The following is an 18195-nucleotide window of genomic DNA, read 5'->3' on the forward strand; positions in this document are numbered from 1 at the left end:
CCCCGATAAGAGGAAACCTATGAAAGCCAAGAAGGCTGGGATTCTAGGTGTTTTGATTTTAATAATGGTTGTTTATTTTGCGTGGCATCAAAAAGAAGAAGTTCCTCAAAGGGTAGCCGAACCTTCCAAAGATTCCCAAACATCTTCGGAACGAAGCGACCGTGGAATAAGACTTGAAGGAATGAAATATACGGAAATCGGGGAAGATGGAAGGCAATGCTGGAAGATACTGGCAAAGGAAGTTAATGTTTTCTTGGACCAAAAGAAGAGCATCCTGGCAGATGTTCAGGCAGAGTTTTACTTGAAAAACGGTCAGGTTATTAAGCTCTCTGCCGACAAAGGAATATTTTGGGCTGGGGTTAAGGATATTGAACTTTCGGGTAATGTTTTAGTAACACTTCCGGATGGCGCCGTTCTTAAAACAGAAAGGGCCATTTACAGTAACAGAGAAAAAGAGCTTTCGTCCAACTCCTCCCTTGTGATTTCATCCAGTTGGCTCAATGGACAGGTGGGAAAGTGGAGATATAATCTGGAAGAAGGTAAAGGTTATGGTGATGGTGGAGTTAAGGTCGAATTGCAATCTGTATTTGGCGAAAAAAGAAGAAGGTAAAAAGACGATCATGATAGGGTCGCAATGTTAGAGCCTTTAATAGTAAATTGAGGTGCAAATGGCAAAGAAGAAAGCTGTTCTGTTAGTGATGTTTTTGGTGAGTCTAACATGGGGTTCTTTTGCTTTGGCTCAGCGAGAGAAAGCTTTTCAGAATGATTCTCCCATCCAGCTTAATAGCGATCGTATGGTATTTGATGAGAAAAAGAGAGTTGTTGTTTTTGAAGGTCATGTGGTGGTAAGACGTGATGATGTAACGATAACAGCAGATCGCCTTTATATTTACGGCAAACAGGGAGAACAAGTTGTTATGGATAAACCTCTTGGAGAACAGTTGGACAGGATAGAACTTGAGGGCAGCGTTAGAATAGTGCAGGGCACCAAAGTGGCTTCATCTGACAAGGCGATCTATTACGTTGGCCCGCAGAAAGTGCTTCTAGTTGGAAATCCTGTGGTGGCTCAGGGACAAGATCGTATTTCTGGACAAATGATCACGATCTATTTGAAGGAAGGCCGAAGTGTAGTGGAAGGGGGACAGGAAAAACCTGTTCAGGTGATTCTTACTCCAAGTCAGACCCAAGCCGGCAAGACTTCGAAGTAGATGGTTAGTATATGGGAGACGAAGGACTTAGAGCAGTTGGGCTTGTCAAAAGATACGGCAAAAGACGAGTGGTTGACGATGTTAGCCTCAGCGTGTATCAAGGACAGGTGGTGGGTCTACTTGGGCCGAACGGAGCAGGGAAATCAACAACCTTTTACTGTATTGTGGGATTAGTAGAACCCGATGAAGGAGCAGTTTTTTTGGACGGCGAGAATCTTATCGGTTATCCTATATATGAAAGGGCCCTTAAGGGCATAACCTATCTGCCTCAGGAGTCATCAGTGTTTAGAGGGTTAACGGCGGCGGAGAATATCATGGCCGTTCTTGAGATGCTCAATAGAGACAGGAAAAAATGTAAAGAGATGACGGAAAATCTGCTTGCGGAATTTGGTCTGGAACATGTGGCAAATGTAAAAGCTGATAGGCTTTCGGGTGGGGAACGTAGAAAAGTGGAAATTTGTAGAGCTCTCGCTACCAATCCTCGTTTTATACTTATGGATGAGCCTTTTGCAGGTATAGATCCCATAACGGTTAAAGATGTGCAGGGAACGATAAAGTCTCTCAAAGAGAAGAAAATTGGAGTGCTTCTTTCGGATCATAATGTTAGTGCTACTCTTAGTGTTTGTGACGAGGCCTATATAATTTACGAAGGCAGAGTTTTGGGGCGTGGAACCCCTGATGAAATAATTGCAAATGAACAGGCGAGAAGAGTTTACCTGGGGGAGTCTTTTCGGTTGGGGGATGTAAGAACTTAAAGGGGAGTTTTGAAAAAAGTAGCCAACGGGTAGCAGCCAGGCGGATACTTTCACTATATTAGCTATCAGCTCCTTGGCTACTGGCTATTGGTTGTTAGCTGGTGACGAGTTCTAAAACAAACAACCAGTAGTTTTTACAAACATAGCATAAAGTTGGAGTGTAAAAGTTATGGCTTTTGAACTCAAACAACAACTCAAATTAGCTCCTCAGCTTGTAATGACGCCTCAACTTCAGCAGGCGATCAAGCTTCTCCAACTTTCTCGCCTTGAGTTAATCCAGACTATTCAACAGGAGTTGGAAATAAACCCTGTACTTGAAGAGGTGGACTCGGTTGAAGAATTTGAAGAAGTTTCTGATGTTGAAAGCGATGTCTCAGTTCCGTCAGAGTCTGAAGAAGTAAGGGAGGTTGAAATATCCGAAAGAGTAAAAGACGACTTTGATTGGGAGACTTTTGCTGATGAATATAGCTCTTCATCGGCTACTGTGGGACTAAGAGAATGGGAAGAAAGCGAAGAATTTCCATCTTTTGAACAACGCCTTACAAAACCAGCATCCTTGCGGGAACATCTCTTATGGCAGTTGAACCTGTCGAACCTCACGGAGCGGGAAAAAGAGATTGGTGAAGAGATCATAGGGAATCTTAACCCGAACGGTTATCTTGAAGCTACCATTGATGAAATTGTAAAACTTACAAATGCTTCCACCGAGGAAGTAGAAAAAGTGCTCAAAGCCGTTCAGCTTTTTGATCCTTTAGGAGTTGCTGCTAGAGATCTTAAGGAATGCCTTCTCATACAAGCTCGCCATTTGATACCCGGAAATGAATTAGTAGAGACGATTATTCAAAACTATCTTCACTATCTTGAGACGAAAAATTATCAGGCTCTCATTAACAGGCTTAAATGTAGCCCCGAAGAACTAAAAGTAGCTGTGGAAGCTATTCAAAATCTGGATCCTCGCCCTGGACGAGCCTATTCTGATGAAGAACCTCAATACATAAGCCCAGATGTTTTTGTGGTAAAGGTTGATGATGAATTTGTGGTTCTTCTCAACGATGAAGGAATTCCAAAGCTTAAAATTAGCCCTTATTATCTTCAATGCCTCAAACATCCAGAAAAATTAAGCCAGGAAACAAAAGACTACATCCAGAATAAACTTCGTTCTGCCACGTGGCTTGTTAAAAGTATTCATCAAAGGCAGAAAACGATTTACAAAGTTGCCGAAAGCATTGTTCGATTACAAAGAGAATTTTTCGAAAAAGGCCTTGGTTACTTAAAACCCATGGTACTTCGCGATGTAGCGGCTGATGTAGGTATGCATGAATCCACAGTCAGCCGGGTTACCGCAAACAAATACATGCAGACTCCCCACGGGCTTTTTGAGATGAAGTATTTCTTCAACAGCTCTGTTAGAAGAACAGAAGGAGGGGAGGATGTTGCTTCAGAGACTGTGAAGGAAAAGATTAGAACTATTATAAAAAGCGAGGATCCTAACAATCCTTACAGTGATCAAGAGATTGCAAACATGTTGGAAAAGGAGGGAATTAGGATAGCCAGAAGAACTGTTGCCAAGTACAGGGAAATGATGAACATTTTGCCTTCTCATAAAAGGAAGAAACCCACATTCTAATGCTATGCTATATGATATGAACACATTTCGGTATGCACTAACACAACAACGGAGGAAGCCATGCAAATCAACGTAACTTTCAGACACATGGAACCATCAGAGCGGGTTAGAGCTTATGCAGAAGAAAAGATAGGGCGTGTTAAGCGCTACCTTACTGAACCCATAGAGGTCAGTATAGTGTTGAAAACCGAAAAGTTCCGACAGATAGCTGAGGTAAGCATAAACTCAAACGGGATAAACATTAATGCTTCCGAAGAAACAGAAGATATTTTCAATTCTATCGATCTTCTTGCTGATACCGTGGAAGCTCAAATCAAAAAACAACTTGAAAAACGAAGAAGATCAGGAAATATTCGATCTGCTGGAAAGAATAATTTAACAGTGGTGCCGGGAGGCGCCATAGATGAGGATGAGCCTGTTATTTACTCTGAATCTTATGATCCCAAACCTATAGATGTAGAAGAGGCAGTGCTTCAACTTAATTCGGCTAAAAAAGATGTTCTGGTTTTCGTGAATAGACATACGGGACGTATTAATGTCCTCTATAAACGTAGAGACGGTTACTACGGGCTTATAGAAACCTAACTCTATAACGGATGGGCTCGCGAGGAACGTGGGTAATAGTCATATGAAAATTGGAGATTTGTTGTCCGAAGAAGGGATTATCACTGAGGTAGAAGCCTCGGGAAAGACCGAACTTTTGAAGCAGATAAGTAATACACTGGCTAAGTGTTATCCTTCTTTCAATGCCGAAGAAGTGTTTCAAGTGCTCATGGAAAGAGAAAGGCTAGGAAGCACAGGAGTGGGGGATGGAATTGCTATCCCCCACGGTAAACTGCCCCAAGACCGTTTTGCCGATTGTTCTCGCTCTCTTCCGGTGCTTCTCTTTGCTAGATCCCGCCGAGGTGTAGATTTTGACGCAATGGATTCCAAGCCTGTCTATCTTATATTTGCTCTTCTTGCTCCGGAAAACTGTCCTGGTTTGCATTTAAAAGTTCTAGCTAAGATTGCACGGCTCCTCAAAAATAAAGAAGTGCAGGAGAAGCTTCTTCACGCTAGAACTCGTAAGGAAATTCTCGATGTAATCAAACAGTATGACAACGGTTCGTGACGTGCTTCGACCATGATAACGAATTTTCGCATCGTAGTGGTTACGGGACTTTCAGGATCTGGCAAGAGCACAGTTATTGAAGCCTTTGAAGATATTGGCTATTTTTGTATCGATAATCTTCCGATTCCCCTCCTTCCAGCTCTATTAAAGCTTTGCAAAGAAGAGATGGCTGATATTGAGAAGATCGCTCTGGGGATAGATATTCGAGAAAGGAGTTTTCTTGCCGGATACGAGAAAGTTTTTGATGAAATAGAGCGAGAAGGATATGCGTTAGAAATTCTATTTCTTGAAGCGTCAACGGAAGTGCTTCAACGTAGATATAGTCAGACGAGGCGAGTACATCCATTGGAGTTGTCAAATAAGACGGAGAGTGAACGTTTTCTTGTGCAGGCTATTGAGCAAGAAAGGAAGCTCCTTTCACAACTTAGAACTAGAGCCCATAGAATTATTGATACCAGCACTTTTTCCGTTCACATGCTGAAGGAAATTATCTTCAGAACTTACTCCTTCGATCCAAAACAGGGAAAACTTGCCGTTCAGATTCTTTCTTTTGGTTACAAATATGGTGTTCCAGCAGAAGCAGATCTTGTCCTGGATCTTAGATTCCTTCCTAATCCATACTTTGTAGAGTCTCTTAAGCCCCTTACTGGTTGTGCTCCCGAAGTGAGCCAATGGATTATGGAGCATGAGGAAACCACGGTTTTTCTAGATATACTTAAAAAATTCTTTGATTTCCTTGTGCCTCTCTATGTCAAAGAGGGTAAGCGCTATTTAACGATTGCCTTTGGATGCACAGGTGGTAAACACAGATCGGTAGCTGTGGCTGAATATTTCAAAAAATGGTTCGCCGAAAAGGATTACCTGGTTAAGGTGTTTCACAGGGATATTGGGCATGAATAGGCTTGATGCGTCCTCGTCTGTTGGTGTTTTAATAGTTACTCACTGTTCTCTTGCTGATGCGTTACTTAAAACGGCTGAGATGATTGTTGGTTCAATGGACGGATTTCACGCAGTTTCAATCCATCCTTCGATGTCTCACGAGGAAGTTTTCTCTTTAGTAGAACGAAAAATTAAAGAGGCTGACCAGGGAAAAGGAGTTCTTTTGCTTACGGACATTTTTGGAGGAACCCCAACGAATGTTGCTCTCGCTTTTTCGGGTCCTCAGGTGGATGTAGTCTGCGGAGTCAATCTTCCTATGATTATAAAAGCATACTCTGCTAGAAATAATCACAGTTTGCGCGAGCTTGCAGCTCTGGTGCAGGAGTATGGAAAAAGACACATCGCAAGAGCTAATGAACTGCTCGAACCAGAGTAAGACTACAGAACTCGATTTTTACCGCCTCGATTATAATCACATCGAAGAGATCCTGGAAATTGAGCAGAAAGTCCAGTATGAACCATGGACTGCGGAGATGTTCGCGGAAGAAGCCAATAATCCTGCAAGCTATTCCTGGGTTGCCTGCATGAATAAAAACATTATCGGGTATGTCTGTTCTAGAATTATCCATGACCTTATGGAAATTCTTAACATTGCTGTCCATCCTGAACATCAGGGTTGTGGTATAGGAAGTATGATGTTTTCCTGGGTTATTCAGAAGGCTGTTCTGGAAAAGGGGATTAGATGCATTCATTTAGAAGTTCGAGCGTCTAATGAACCGGCCCTAAAGCTTTATCTAAGTCATGGCTTCAAAGTCGTGGGTGAAAGACGGAGCTATTACTTAACCCCTTCAGGCCGTGAAAAAGCCCTTCTGATGGAATGGTGCAAAGAGTGATTTTTTGATTTTTCCCTCGATCTAAAAAATATAAGAACCTTTCTTCTACTACTGACAATTGGCGAGATAAGGCTCAAGAGCCTTAATAGATGGCGGCGGTGCCAGCGTTGAGTCTTTTTTGAATCTAGAGAAAATTTCACAGGCTTGATTTGATCTTCCAAGCATTATTTCGACTCCAATTAGATTTGCTGCAATGTCCGGGTCGGCTGGAGCAAGCTTAAAGGCTTCCTGGAGAATTTGTTCGGCTTCTTTGATTTGCCCCTTTGTAATCAGTATTCCGCTTAAATTGTTCATAACATAGGGATCCTGGTATAAGCTCAGATACTGTTTGTAAAGCTGCATGGCTTCGTCAATATCTCCACGCTGTCTGGCTTCTTCAGCCAGCACAATCATGCCGCTCTGAGGTGCTGCTACACTGGCGAGGTGTTGTTGTGGCGTAGTATGTTTTTCTGAATTTGTTTTTGTTGGAGTTACGGGAATAGAGTCCCTACTGGCGGTGTGTGTACTGGGGTTAGGAGAATCAATACGGCGAGGTGTTCCAGTCTTTTTGTTGGTTTCCACCTGTGTTTTTGTTGACCGAGCCTTTGTTTTCTTAGAATCGCTTGTTTTTTCTGGTTCAGGTGAGACAATTTTATCCTTGCTTGATAATGGATCTTCTTGTTTGAGAGATTCATTTTCTTTGCTGATAGATGGTTCGTTGGATTGAGCATAGTTAATATCCGAAGTTTGTGTATCCTTTTTTTCTGATTTTTCCGGTTCCGAGGAAAGTTCCTGGGAAGATTCTTTTGAAGAAGACCCCATACTGGGGAATGGAGCGGAAGAATTTGTAGATGCAACATGGGAATGTTCATGTAAGCCACTTTTACTTTTGGTTGCAACATCCGGAATCAAGCGAGGTCCAACAGTGATCCCTGCAACGGCAAAAATAGTAACAACTCCAACCAGAACGGCAATTCGATAAGATCGCCACCATTTTCTAACCTGAGAGTCTTCTTCTGGGGGCGAGATAACAACCATTTCCTGGTGAGAAATGGGCGAAGAAGAGCGTTCCTCCATCTGGCGGATTATCTCATAAAGCCGGCTCATACCATTGCCCTAGACCTGAGCAGAATAATCAGTTCCACCTTTTCTTGAGACTTGGTTTTTTGTCCAAATAATGCCCCGATTCCGGGAATGCGGCCAAGAATCGGGACCCTGGAATGATCTTCTTTGCGTTTATCGAGAATAATGCCGCCAATAATCACCATATCTTCCGGTCTTACTTTAACAACTGTGCTGGTTTCCCGCAGGTTAACTGTAGGCAAAGTAATAGTGTTATTTTCGATTGTTCGTTCAGTCAGAGCCACTACATCGCTTTTTATTGGGACCAGATGAAGAAGGATACTACCGTCTTGATCCACGTATGGGATAACCCCGAAGACCAGGCCATCGAAAACGGCGGATGTTTCAACAGTGGTTTCTCTGGTCTCCGTGCCACTGGTTACGGTGGTTTCCCGCTTGATAGATTTTACATAGGCAATGGATGTTCCAGCACTGATAAGAGCTGGTTGTCCGTGCATTGCTCTGATTTTGGGATTTGATATGATGTTTACCGTGCCGTATCGTTCTATCATTCTTAAGATGGCCTCAAAATATGGAGCAGCAGTAACGTGAGCAACCAGCGCTTTTGCTTCGTCTCCGGATCCCCAAAACAGGTTAGTTACGCTGGATACGGTTGGTTTTTGACCTATTTCTTCATTCAAGATTGTTTGCCATTGAACTCCAAATTCATGAGCCTTATTTAAGGCTACCTCGACAATTCGTGCCTCGATGATCACCTGTTTTGAGTAGCGAGTTCTTAGATGATCTATGAATGTTTTGACATTATGGATATTGCGGGGATGGTCTCTTACCATAAGAGTTCCTGTGAAGCGATCGAGAATAAAAGTTCCGTCCTTTGACAAAAGTCCATCTTTTAAGCTTTTTTCTATAAAAGAATAAATATCGTTTCCCTCTTTGGTGGTTTCACCGCTGAGTTCAAAGAGCCCGGAAAGGGGATTGGCGATTTCGGCTGTTGCCGTGCCTCCAGTGCTCCTAGTGCCGCCTCCTAACACATCTCCTCCCAGGTTGAACCTTGATGAGCGCAGAGTAAGGATAAAACCTAGATTGAATACTTCTTCCCGAGTCGCCTGAATTCGCAAGACTCCATCCTTTATGGTGTATCCAACGTTGAGCATTTCCGTGATAGCGTCGATAGCCTTCCTTAGAGTAAAGTTCTGTAGTTCAGCCGTAATAAGCCTGTTTTCCGGCGGTATAGATGCTTCAGCTTCTCGATCTATAACGAGATTGAGTCCTGATTCTCTAGCAAGATAAAAAAGAACATTATGGTAGTCCTCCTGGACGACCGAGACGGAAACAATTTTGGAATCAATCGGAGAAAGGCTTTTGAAAACTGGTGAAAAGGGCTGCTCTGTTTTTTGTGATACTGTTCCTCCCACAGGACCTTGATAACTGGGTTGAGTATAGACAGGCTTTTTATCTCCAGTGGATGTGCATCCCCAGAGCAAGATCATAGCCATAAGAAAAAAACTATATTTCGGCTTCCTGACCCACCAGAAGGGTTTTTTCTTCATTGTTGACCCTTATTATAACGTTGTCTAAACCAATGTGTGCCACAGTGCCTCTTTGGTATATATTGTTTCCTTCTCTGTAGCTCGTGCCGTTAATAAGGCACATTTTATTGCCGTTTACTACAAAGACCCCTGTAAGACGTATTCTTTCTTTGGGATGTTGGGCAGATTCGGGTATTTTCGCGGCTTCTACTGTCACATCAACAATAAAGGGAGTTTTTTTTGCTGTGTCGTAAACGTATTGGCGAGGTTGCGTTTCTTTTTCTTCAACGACTGCCAGAGATGTCTGGGGAATTGATCCCACAAGTGATGGAAAGGTGGGAGGCTTTGCGTATAATAACCTTATCGCACCCACAATTCCAAACACTACAACAACCGCTGCAGCGGGTAACCAAATAACAATCCATGGAAGAATCGATCTAAAACGTTCCATGAGTAAAGGTCACCACCTTGCCTTTTATGCGGGCTGTAGGGACACACTTTTCTTTGCGAGTTAACTTCATATCTTTTATTTCAAGACAGGTTGTTATTTCCATCGATTCTAAGAAAAAGAAACCCTGATTTTCGTAAATAGCCGAAAGCTTGCTTAAAAAGCTGTCAAAAGGTTCAAGCAGAATTTCTTCTTCCACAGTGGCTTCTCTTGGTGGACCAAGACGGCTTAAAGGAATTTCGTAGCGATTGATTTCTTCCACAAATCTTTCAAGAGCGTTCAATTTTTTTTCATCAGCCTGAATAGATTTTTCAAGGGCTAGAGCATACCGATAAGCTACAGCTTCTTTTATAGCAAATCCTGAAGCTAAAATTAACAGGCAGAGAACACATATATAAAGTATCAAAATTTTACGATGGATGTTCCATACTGCCTGTTCAACTTTCATTTTGGTTTTTTGAGCCCCTTAGAGTTCACCACCGCTTAAATAATTACCATAAAGCGTCACAATTTCAATTCGAAGTTACATTCAGTTGTGTTCTCACGATCATTAAATCTGAAACCACTTTTTGATACAGAATATCGAGAATGCACCGCTTCCAGAATATTTTGAAATACTCGATGAGCTTCCTCGAAATTTGTAATTGCTCCTAACGATATTGTTACGCTGAAGCTTCCAGATTCCCCACCAGAAGTTGTAGCAGGTGACGGTGTGATTTGTGGCGTGGGAGCACTACCCGGCTGAGGAAGAGATTTTTTAATCGACATGTGTGTTATCTTGAAATCGGAAGGAATGGTGTTAACGAGCCAGGCTATAAATTCATCCATTTTGGGTTCACGTTTAAACGCTTCCAGAGAGTTCTTGTAAGCATCCACGAGTTTCAGCTTTTCAAAAGGTATTTTTTTGGTGAGTTCTTCCGACTTTGTCCTGATAATCTGAGCTTTTACGGTCGTTGATGTTTTTATCTGCTGTTCCTTTCTGAAGAAGTATCCCGCCAGAGCTCCATTCGTCACCGCCAGGATAGTCATTCCTACGGCAACCTTTTTTGCCCAGCTTAAATGTTTATTCCAGCTAACCCACAGCTTCGGTAACATCATGAATTCCGCTGGAACCAGTAACGCTCCAAATAGTTCTGGATATTGTGCAATATCTTCTTCGTTAGCGTCAGGACACCATTTTAATCTACTCGGAGAATCTGCTTCTGGAATTAATCCCCGAATAGAGCCGAAAACCAGAGTCTTTGTGACATCTAACCCCGTCATGCGGCGGTATTGTCCAGCGGCAAGATCGATTTCTTCTTTAATGGCAACATCAGACAATCCCAGAAACTCGTCAAATTTTATACTCCTCAAATACCTTATTCCTGCGGAATCTGTTATTATAATCCATCCGCTTTTTTCATCTCCATGAACGGCGATAACACTTTCATTCGGAACTTGATCAAGCACGAATGCAGACGTTGCAATAGCCGTATGGAATAAGCTTCTAGGACCTATGCGGTATTTTATTAACTGATCAAGAAGTAGATCACGTTGATCTGGATCTACAGCACAAATTGAACATTCAACATACATACCTCTTTCTGTTTCCGGTTTATAAAATATTTCGGGAGAATTTCTAAAAATTCCAATTCTTTCAACTCGTTCTACCAATTGAATTCTAATGGCTTCAGGAGGCCCTTTGGTGACTCTTTCTCGAGCGTAGTGGAAAGGCTGAATATCCGCCACCACAGTCACATTTTGCCTTCCTGAAAGCTCTTCAGGATTGAAAGATTTTACCCGGGAACAAGAAAATTGCCCCTTTCTTTTTTTCTTAAATTCAAGACCCCAAAAAGAGTTTCCCCGCTGCGTGGCAACCAGAATATCGCTCATGGTCTTTTCCCCAAAAACCACCAGATGAGAAAGCCGACAAAAACCAAAGCCAATCCCGATAGGCAAATCAATCCCACAGTGACCCAATTCCAGGAACTTCCTTTAATCCCGGTATCGTCAAGCGTGGGACCAAGAGATCGAACTGCCTCTTTTACAATATCTTTTGTGAGTCTTCGCTGAAACTTTGCCGCCATAACAAGTAAAGATCTGTCCATTACTTTGTTTATAAGTCTGGGTATTCCCCTGGTAGTGCGATGTAATATCTTTTCAACCCCCTTTTCTATCGGGATATGACTTCCTCCGGCTCTTCCTAGCCTGTGTTGAATATACCAAATCATTTCATCGGATGACAGATGAGCCACATGTTCCCAAACACTGATCCGTTGAGCAAGCTGAGATAGTTCAGGCGATTTAAGTTTAGATGCGAGTGAAGGCTGGCCCACCATAAGTATCTGAAAAAGTTTCCTGTCTTCCAGTTCCAGATTTGATAAAAGTCTTATTTCTTCAATACTTGAAAGTGGAAGATTTTGCGCTTCGTCTATTACAAGAAGTAGTCTTTTTCCCTTGTTTACAAGATCCAGCAGATAATCGCGGAATTTTTTTACAAGTCGTTCTTTGGTATCTGAAGGGTTAAAATCTACCCCAAGATCCTCAAGTATAGCCTGAAGAAGTTCCTTTGGTTCGAGGGTAGGAGCAATAATAAGAGCTGTTTCAAAATTTGGGTCGAGCTCTTTTAAGAGAACTCTCAGTAACATCGTTTTGCCTGCTCCGGGATCCCCTGTTACGACAATGAACCCTTCGCCTCTATCTATGCCGTATTTCATTACTTCAAGGACAGCTTTGTGCTTTGAAGATGGAAAGAAATACCGGGTGTCGGGCGTGAGCCGAAAGGGGTGGTCGCTCAGTCCAAAAAAAGATAGATAATCACCAGGCATTAGTAAGCCTTCCCTATAGCCGATATTAGTTCATACACAGGACCCATAAGTGCAACTACTATGATGAGAAATACTATGCCCACTACGGTTATGAGCAGAGGCTCAATAATTTTGGGTAAAGCCTCTACAAATTCAATAAGCTTTTTGTAGTAGAAATCTCCAAGGATCTTAAGTTGTTCCGGGAGTTTCCCACTTTCCTCCCCTATTCGCATAATGCGAATTTCCATGGGTTTGAAAAATTTTGTTCGATCACATGATTCTGAAAACATGCGACCTGCCTGAATATCTTCAGATATAGAAGGAATTATCCGCTTCATTATCCTGCTTTCGACGCTTTCCGCCATGATTTTTAGCCCCGTGAGAATATCTATCCCCGCTTCCAGTATTAGACTGAGGTATTCGAAAAAGAAAGCCATTATAGAAAGCCGCTTTGCATTCCGTAATATGGGAACCTTAAGAAGAAATTGCTCTGTCCTGTAGCCTATGGGTTCATAAATTCTTGCAAGAGCTATCCATATCGCTATCAGGGCAACCAGTGCAGGAGCAACAAGCCAGTATTGTTTAAGTATTTTAACGACTTCCATGAGAATTCTCGTTGCCAGAGGAAGACGTATATGCATTTCCTGAAAGACCGCAAAGATTTTGGGAAGAACGTAGAAAAACCAGACCCCCAGAGCAATACCAATGGCGCTTACTACAAAGGCGGGATAGATCATTGCTCTGTTACTTTGAGTGATGATTTCGTGAACTCTGGTTAAATGCGCAGCAGCTTCAGACATTGCGGTTTCTAGCTTTCCGGTCGCTTCGCCTATTGCGGCAAGATTTCTAACAATGGGGGGAAAGACTTTTTTGTGTTGTTCAAGACTTTCGGCAAAAGACATTCCACTTCGTATATCGGTAACGACCCGCCTTAGAGTCCTGGCAAGGACTTTGTGTTCAGTCATGGCGGCAATATCTTCAAGCCCCTGAATAATAGGAACCCCAGCTGATATCAAAAATGAAAGATTTCTGCACATCTCAGCCATTTCAAGCCGTGAAACCTTTTTTTCTGGAAGTAAGCGCCTTTCCCTTTTGTAGGAAAGTAGAAGTTTTCCTTCCGTTCGCAGTCTGGCGATCAGTTCGCGAATATCCTCGCAGTCGTCCCTCTCAACGCTTATACTTCCAGTTCCTGGATCAAAGGCTTTATACCTGATAAGGGGCATGACGCCGTTATCCTAAAACTCTGTTGGCTTCTTCAACGGTTGTTATCCCGGAAAGAATCTTTTGTTTAGCGCTCTCTCTAAGATCTTGAAAATTTTCCTCTTTCAGCACATCAAGCATTGCAGTAATCGTAGCATTTTCAGCAATGAGCTTCTGCAGTCTTTCAGAAACGATGATGATTTCAGTAATTGAAGTTCTCCCTATGTAACCTTTTCCGCGACAGTGCTGGCATCCTTTACCGTGGTAGTATTCTCCTTCAGGGGGAAGGTTGAATTTTGCAAGAAGCCTGGTTTCAGGCTTATAAAGTTCTTTACAATGAGGACAAATAGTTCGGACGAGGCGCTGGGCAGTTATCCCGAGAAGCGTGGATGCAAGCATTTCCGGGGTTATTCCAAACTCTCTCAATCTTGGAATTGCCGAAATGGCGTTGTTAGCGTGAACTGTGGACAGAAGAAGATGCCCGGTTAGCGCGGCTCTTATAGCCATTTGAGCAGTCTTTTCATCACGGATTTCTCCTACAAGAATAACATCAGGATCCTGCCGCATAAAATGACGGATAGCCGTTGAAAAATCATAACCGATTTCTTCCAGGGTCTGAGTTTGTCGGATTAGAGGAAAGTTATATTCTATGGGATTTTCCACAGTAAGAACGTTGAGATGAATTACGTCAATCATTCGAAGAGCGGAGTAAAGGGTTGTCGTCTTTCCGCTACCTGTTGGACCTGTAACCAGCACCATCCCGTAAGGCTTTCGAAAAAGTTCTTCCAGTTTGGCAACTTCAGCAGAGCTGAATCCAAGTGATGAAAGATGAAGAATTGTGGAACGTGTGGGAAGAAGGCGAATGACCAGGTTTTCTCCACGTGGTAGCTGAACGGTTGAAACCCTGAGATCATAGGACTCGCCGAGGAATTCAAAGCTCATTCTACCATCCTGAGGGAGACGCCGTTCGGCTATGTCCATTCCTGAGCGAACTTTAATAGCACTGACAAGTCGGCTGTGAACGGTTATGGGAAAGACAAAGGCTAAATCCAGCAGTCCATCGATTCGGTAGAATATTCTTGAGGTTTGAGCAGTTGGAGAAATATGTATGTCTGTTGCTCTGTTCACTATGCCGAGCACAAGTATGTTTCTTATCAGATCATCTACCGGGATGTTCGCTGATGGATTGCGAACGAGAGTTTGTTGAATTTTTTCTATTTCTTTGTCCACGGGAGTTTCAAGAAAATAGTAATGCCATTCGATCATTTTTTTTAGTTCGTTTTCAGGAGCGATAAAAGGCTTAAATCTCGCTCCCGCAAAAGATGTTATGCCTTCTATAGCAACTTGATCAAAAGGATCGCTGATTGCTACGTGGAGAGCTCCTTTTTCGAGAGCAAAGGGAAGAACGGTGCGATCGCGAGCAAACCTTGCGGGTATTTTTGCAAGTGCTGCAGGGTCTGGATTTACGGTTCTCGTGTCTAAAAAATCCATGTTAGCCTGTTTTGCAACGACTTTGGCGATTTCAAAGTCCGTAACTATGCCTATGCGAGTAAGCACTTCACCCAGTCGCTCGCCGGTGGCTTTCTGTTCTTTAAGAGCGAACTCAATGTGCTCTTCTCTTATGAATCCTTCTTCTTTAAGGATCTGTCCTATTGGTTTTTTTTGCATAGCTCAGCGCGATCGCCTGAAAAAGAATAATGCTACAAAAATAGCGCCGATTACGGTTGATATAATGCCCGCAAAAACCTGGTTAACAACCCTTTCGAAGGATGCTTCCGGCGAAACCGAATATAGTAAGCCATAGCCAGTTCCTTGAAGTATTATACCAGCGATAAGTATTACGCTGTTTCGCACTTATGACGACCCTAGTAGTGTTATTACTTGGAGATTTTTCAGCTTAAGGGAGGATAAGGCAAAAACGCCTTATCCGTTCCTTAATAGAGTTAGCTTAACATATGCTTGCGAAAAGCTAGCTAGAGCCTGAAATAGAGATCGTATACTCCGCTAGGAGTTGTATTATAATTACCCGATCCCCTTATACTCCCACTATTATAAGTTCCATCATCATACATCTGATCCAGCATTTGGCATATATCTCCTGGCATATTGTCAAAAGCTATCCACATCGTTGTAAGTCCCGGAATGCCTGTGTATCCAATTCCAATGCTTCCACCGAAAACATTTGATGGCGCTCTCGTGCCTTCGTTTGCATCTGTGGGACCTGTTAGAATGTTAGCTAATCTCATGTGAAGCCATGCCTGGCATGTTTCTGTTGTAACTCCGGCACCACACCCAAGAGTAAATCCGTCGATTATTCCGTCGTTATCTCCATTTGTTGCAACCGGCCAGCGAGATTGCGCAGTGTTATCATCTCCAGGATATTTGCCGTATCTATCGTAATAGGTGTAAACAGCTGCTAGAATCTCACGGTATTGGTTGTAAGCTCTCTTAATTTTCGCATTTGTTATCAACTCCTGTCCCTTAAGAACCGCTCCAAGAATGATCCCGATAATAACCAGAACAATGGCAAGTTCAACGAGAGTGAAACCTTTTTGATTCTTGTTGAGATTCATAAGCTAACCTCCTTCTACCTGATTTTAGATCATTTCGCTTAAGCCGCCAATTTAGTATTTAAGCATAAAACATACCAATGTGAGGAAGTCGGTTGCGCCACTGGATATGCACTCTCACCACCATGGCGCCCATATGGGCAGTGAGAGTACCCCCTTCCTTAGTTTTCATATTGCCATGGAAGTTATAAAATGTCAAAAAAACGATAAAGGTTTTCACTAAAGTCATAAGAGGAGGATGACATGGTTGCTGGCCGTAGCAAGGGAGTTACCCTTATTGAGATGGCTATCGTCCTGGTCGTTATAGGTTTACTTGTTAGCCTTGGAGCAAGCCTTATTGGACCTCTTACCAAGCGAGCGAAAGTAACAGAAACAAAGGAAATAGTCGATGCCGCAGTAGAAGCTGTGATAGGGTTTGGTGCTAAAAATTATCGCCTTCCAACAAATTCTGAGTTTCCTCAGGTTGTGAGAACCTCTAAAGATGCTTGGGGAAAGGATCTTTTATATTTTATGGATTCCAATCTTATAAATGTCCCCCAAAATCCAGCGGAAGGTATCTGTGGCAAGAGAGAAACACAGCTAATTGTCTGTCGAGATGCTAACTGCACAGCTCAAGCTCAGGTTCAAAATGTAGCCTTTCTTGTTGTAAGCGGCGACGGAAATTTCAATGTCCAGACGGGACATCTTACATCTTCCCCGTGTCCTGCAGGCAAAACATGCTACCGAGTTTACGATCAGGGTGTTCCAGATGTAGATGACTATCCCAACGACTTCCTGAGGCAGGAAGATTATGACGATATTGTCAAGTGGGTGACTATCGACGAACTTCGCATCAAAGCGGGCTGTCAGGGTGCTCCTTTGAAAATCCTTAATAATGAACTGCCTTATGGCTACGTTAGTAGCCAGTATAATGCCACCGTTTTCGCTGAAGGCGGAGCGCCTTTTACCTCAGGAGGCAGATACAGATGGTGTCGTCAGGGGGATAATCCACCTGGTCTAAACTTCAGTCCAAATACTTTCTCATCCGATTGTCAAAACCTTCCTGAAAGTTCATGGGGGCAGGCTGATACTCTGACAATTACCGGCACACCTTCCCAGCCGGGTAGCTATTCCTTAATGTTTTTTGTAAGAGACAGTCAGGGATCCATAGCCCAGAAAACTCTGGTTTTAACTATTCATCCCCAGCAGTCTTCTTCTGGAAGTAGTGGTCCCATTGGAGCCCAGGTAAGCTTTGCAAATAACATAGGGCAATTTAACGAATCAGAAAGTAGCCCCTCGGCAGTGCAAATAAACACTTCCAACAACACCATTATACTGGGTGGAGGACAAACATGGACTTACGGTTGTTCATGGTTTCCTACAAGCTATCAACTTTCAGGAAAGACGATGAGAGCCTATTTTCAATTCAGATTTTCGCCTCCAGACACTTCACCTAATTCAACAACTTATGCCGACGGATTTACCTTCACTTTGATTGATGCGAACGCACAATCAAACACATGTGGCAGTGCAGGTGTAGATATAGGGTTTGGTGGAATTACATATCAAAGCATTGCTCTTGAAATAGATACATATCCTAATGGAACAGGATGGCGTAATGATCCATCACCTTATAACCATGCTGCTTTAGTCTTTAATGGTAGTAACACACACGGGACAGGTTTAAATCCTTCCTGCTCGAATACATCTCCTGCAGGATGTTTATATAAACAAGGGTCACCTACATGGCTTGAAGATGGAGCAACTCATACGGTAAGAGTGGAAATACATACAAGATGCACTAATAATTGCAATCAATGTGACCAGCCTGGACAGGGAAATGACAATGCTTTGATAAAAGTCTGGATCGACTGTAGCAACTGTAACGATCTTACGCAGGATTTTTCTTCTTCTCCTCCTGATTTAAGACACTGCTATGATCTTCCTTCACAATTAAATAATGTGAAATTTGGCTTTACAGAAGGGACAGGTGGTGCGAACCAGACTGTTGAATTATCAAATTTTGGAATAGGTTTTTACTAAACCGTAAGGCTACTTCTGTGTCACAGTTCCTGGGTGTGCTTTGGCGACATGGTCGCTTAACAAAGTTTAGAAAATTCTTGAGAGTATGCTCTTATCTAAAAACCA

At 42.7% G+C, this 18195-nt stretch carries 20 protein-coding genes; 10 read left to right on the forward strand and 10 right to left on the reverse strand.

Annotation, left to right across the window (positions count from 1 at the left end; genetic code table 11):
- Positions 1–19: 19 nt before the first annotated feature.
- The 9 genes from lptC to rimI all read left to right on the forward strand — a co-directional run bounded on the left by lptC (position 20) and on the right by rimI (position 6473).
- Entirely contained in the window at positions 20–610 is a 591-nt protein-coding gene (lptC, locus tag WHS38_03240; protein ID MEJ5299982.1) for an LPS export ABC transporter periplasmic protein LptC, read from the forward strand.
- Between the two features lie 58 nt (positions 611–668).
- The gene (gene lptA, locus WHS38_03245) at positions 669–1208 is read left to right on the forward strand and encodes a lipopolysaccharide transport periplasmic protein LptA (protein ID MEJ5299983.1); all 540 of its coding nucleotides are present in this window, start codon (positions 669–671) and stop codon (positions 1206–1208) included.
- 11 nt (positions 1209–1219) lie between these two features.
- Entirely contained in the window at positions 1220–1963 is a 744-nt protein-coding gene (gene lptB, locus WHS38_03250; protein ID MEJ5299984.1) for an LPS export ABC transporter ATP-binding protein, read from the forward strand.
- Positions 1964–2132: 169 nt separating this feature from the next.
- Positions 2133–3590: an RNA polymerase factor sigma-54 gene (rpoN, locus tag WHS38_03255; protein ID MEJ5299985.1), complete on the forward strand. Its 1458-nt coding sequence runs from the start codon at positions 2133–2135 to the stop codon at positions 3588–3590.
- A 60-nt stretch (positions 3591–3650) separates the two neighbouring features.
- Complete coding sequence (gene raiA / locus WHS38_03260) at positions 3651–4175, forward strand: ribosome-associated translation inhibitor RaiA (protein ID MEJ5299986.1); 525 nt, start codon at positions 3651–3653, stop codon at positions 4173–4175.
- A gap of 43 nt (positions 4176–4218) precedes the next feature.
- Complete coding sequence (locus WHS38_03265) at positions 4219–4701, forward strand: PTS sugar transporter subunit IIA (GenBank protein MEJ5299987.1); 483 nt, start codon at positions 4219–4221, stop codon at positions 4699–4701.
- A gap of 12 nt (positions 4702–4713) precedes the next feature.
- Positions 4714–5601: an RNase adapter RapZ gene (rapZ, locus tag WHS38_03270; protein MEJ5299988.1), complete on the forward strand. Its 888-nt coding sequence runs from the start codon at positions 4714–4716 to the stop codon at positions 5599–5601.
- Positions 5594–6016 (forward strand): PTS sugar transporter subunit IIA, encoded by a 423-nt coding sequence (locus WHS38_03275; GenBank protein ID MEJ5299989.1) that lies wholly within the window; start codon positions 5594–5596, stop codon positions 6014–6016. The genes rapZ and WHS38_03275 overlap by 8 nt, the downstream gene beginning before the upstream one ends.
- Positions 5967–6473, forward strand: coding sequence for a ribosomal protein S18-alanine N-acetyltransferase (gene rimI / locus WHS38_03280; GenBank protein MEJ5299990.1), 507 nt, complete (start codon positions 5967–5969; stop codon positions 6471–6473). The genes WHS38_03275 and rimI overlap by 50 nt, the downstream gene beginning before the upstream one ends.
- 48 nt (positions 6474–6521) lie before the next feature.
- On the opposite strand, the gene WHS38_03285 is transcribed toward rimI, so the two are convergent.
- From WHS38_03285 to WHS38_03330, 10 genes are all read right to left on the reverse strand, one after another.
- Positions 6522–7559 carry a tetratricopeptide repeat protein gene (locus WHS38_03285; protein MEJ5299991.1) on the reverse strand — a complete coding sequence of 346 codons (1038 nt, stop codon included), beginning with the start codon at positions 7557–7559 and terminating at the stop codon, positions 6522–6524.
- Positions 7556–9085, reverse strand: coding sequence for a hypothetical protein (locus WHS38_03290; GenBank protein MEJ5299992.1), 1530 nt, complete (start codon positions 9083–9085; stop codon positions 7556–7558). Before WHS38_03290 ends, WHS38_03285 begins: the two co-directional genes overlap by 4 nt.
- Positions 9042–9515 carry a hypothetical protein gene (locus WHS38_03295; protein MEJ5299993.1) on the reverse strand — a complete coding sequence of 158 codons (474 nt, stop codon included), beginning with the start codon at positions 9513–9515 and terminating at the stop codon, positions 9042–9044. The genes WHS38_03290 and WHS38_03295 overlap by 44 nt, the downstream gene beginning before the upstream one ends.
- On the reverse strand, positions 9502–9960 hold the full coding sequence (locus tag WHS38_03300; protein ID MEJ5299994.1) for a hypothetical protein: 459 nt from the start codon (positions 9958–9960) through the stop codon (positions 9502–9504). The genes WHS38_03295 and WHS38_03300 overlap by 14 nt, the downstream gene beginning before the upstream one ends.
- Positions 9961–10016: 56 nt before the next feature.
- The gene (locus tag WHS38_03305) at positions 10017–11384 is read right to left on the reverse strand and encodes a hypothetical protein (protein MEJ5299995.1); all 1368 of its coding nucleotides are present in this window, start codon (positions 11382–11384) and stop codon (positions 10017–10019) included.
- Positions 11381–12319 carry an AAA family ATPase gene (locus WHS38_03310; GenBank protein ID MEJ5299996.1) on the reverse strand — a complete coding sequence of 313 codons (939 nt, stop codon included), beginning with the start codon at positions 12317–12319 and terminating at the stop codon, positions 11381–11383. The genes WHS38_03305 and WHS38_03310 overlap by 4 nt, the downstream gene beginning before the upstream one ends.
- Complete coding sequence (locus WHS38_03315) at positions 12319–13521, reverse strand: type II secretion system F family protein (GenBank protein MEJ5299997.1); 1203 nt, start codon at positions 13519–13521, stop codon at positions 12319–12321. Before WHS38_03315 ends, WHS38_03310 begins: the two co-directional genes overlap by 1 nt.
- A 7-nt stretch (positions 13522–13528) precedes the next feature.
- Positions 13529–15166: a GspE/PulE family protein gene (locus tag WHS38_03320; protein ID MEJ5299998.1), complete on the reverse strand. Its 1638-nt coding sequence runs from the start codon at positions 15164–15166 to the stop codon at positions 13529–13531.
- 3 nt (positions 15167–15169) lie between these two features.
- Positions 15170–15352 carry a hypothetical protein gene (locus tag WHS38_03325; GenBank protein MEJ5299999.1) on the reverse strand — a complete coding sequence of 61 codons (183 nt, stop codon included), beginning with the start codon at positions 15350–15352 and terminating at the stop codon, positions 15170–15172.
- 119 nt (positions 15353–15471) lie between these two features.
- Positions 15472–16071 (reverse strand): prepilin-type N-terminal cleavage/methylation domain-containing protein, encoded by a 600-nt coding sequence (locus WHS38_03330; protein ID MEJ5300000.1) that lies wholly within the window; start codon positions 16069–16071, stop codon positions 15472–15474.
- 240 nt (positions 16072–16311) lie between these two features.
- Here WHS38_03330 and WHS38_03335 point away from each other — a divergent pair, with 240 nt between their 5' ends.
- Positions 16312–18090 (forward strand): prepilin-type N-terminal cleavage/methylation domain-containing protein, encoded by a 1779-nt coding sequence (locus WHS38_03335; GenBank protein ID MEJ5300001.1) that lies wholly within the window; start codon positions 16312–16314, stop codon positions 18088–18090.
- Positions 18091–18195 lie beyond the last annotated feature (105 nt).

The sequence above is a fragment of the Thermodesulforhabdaceae bacterium genome, assembly GCA_037482015.1.
Lineage (GTDB): Bacteria > Desulfobacterota > Syntrophobacteria > Syntrophobacterales > Thermodesulforhabdaceae > JAOACS01.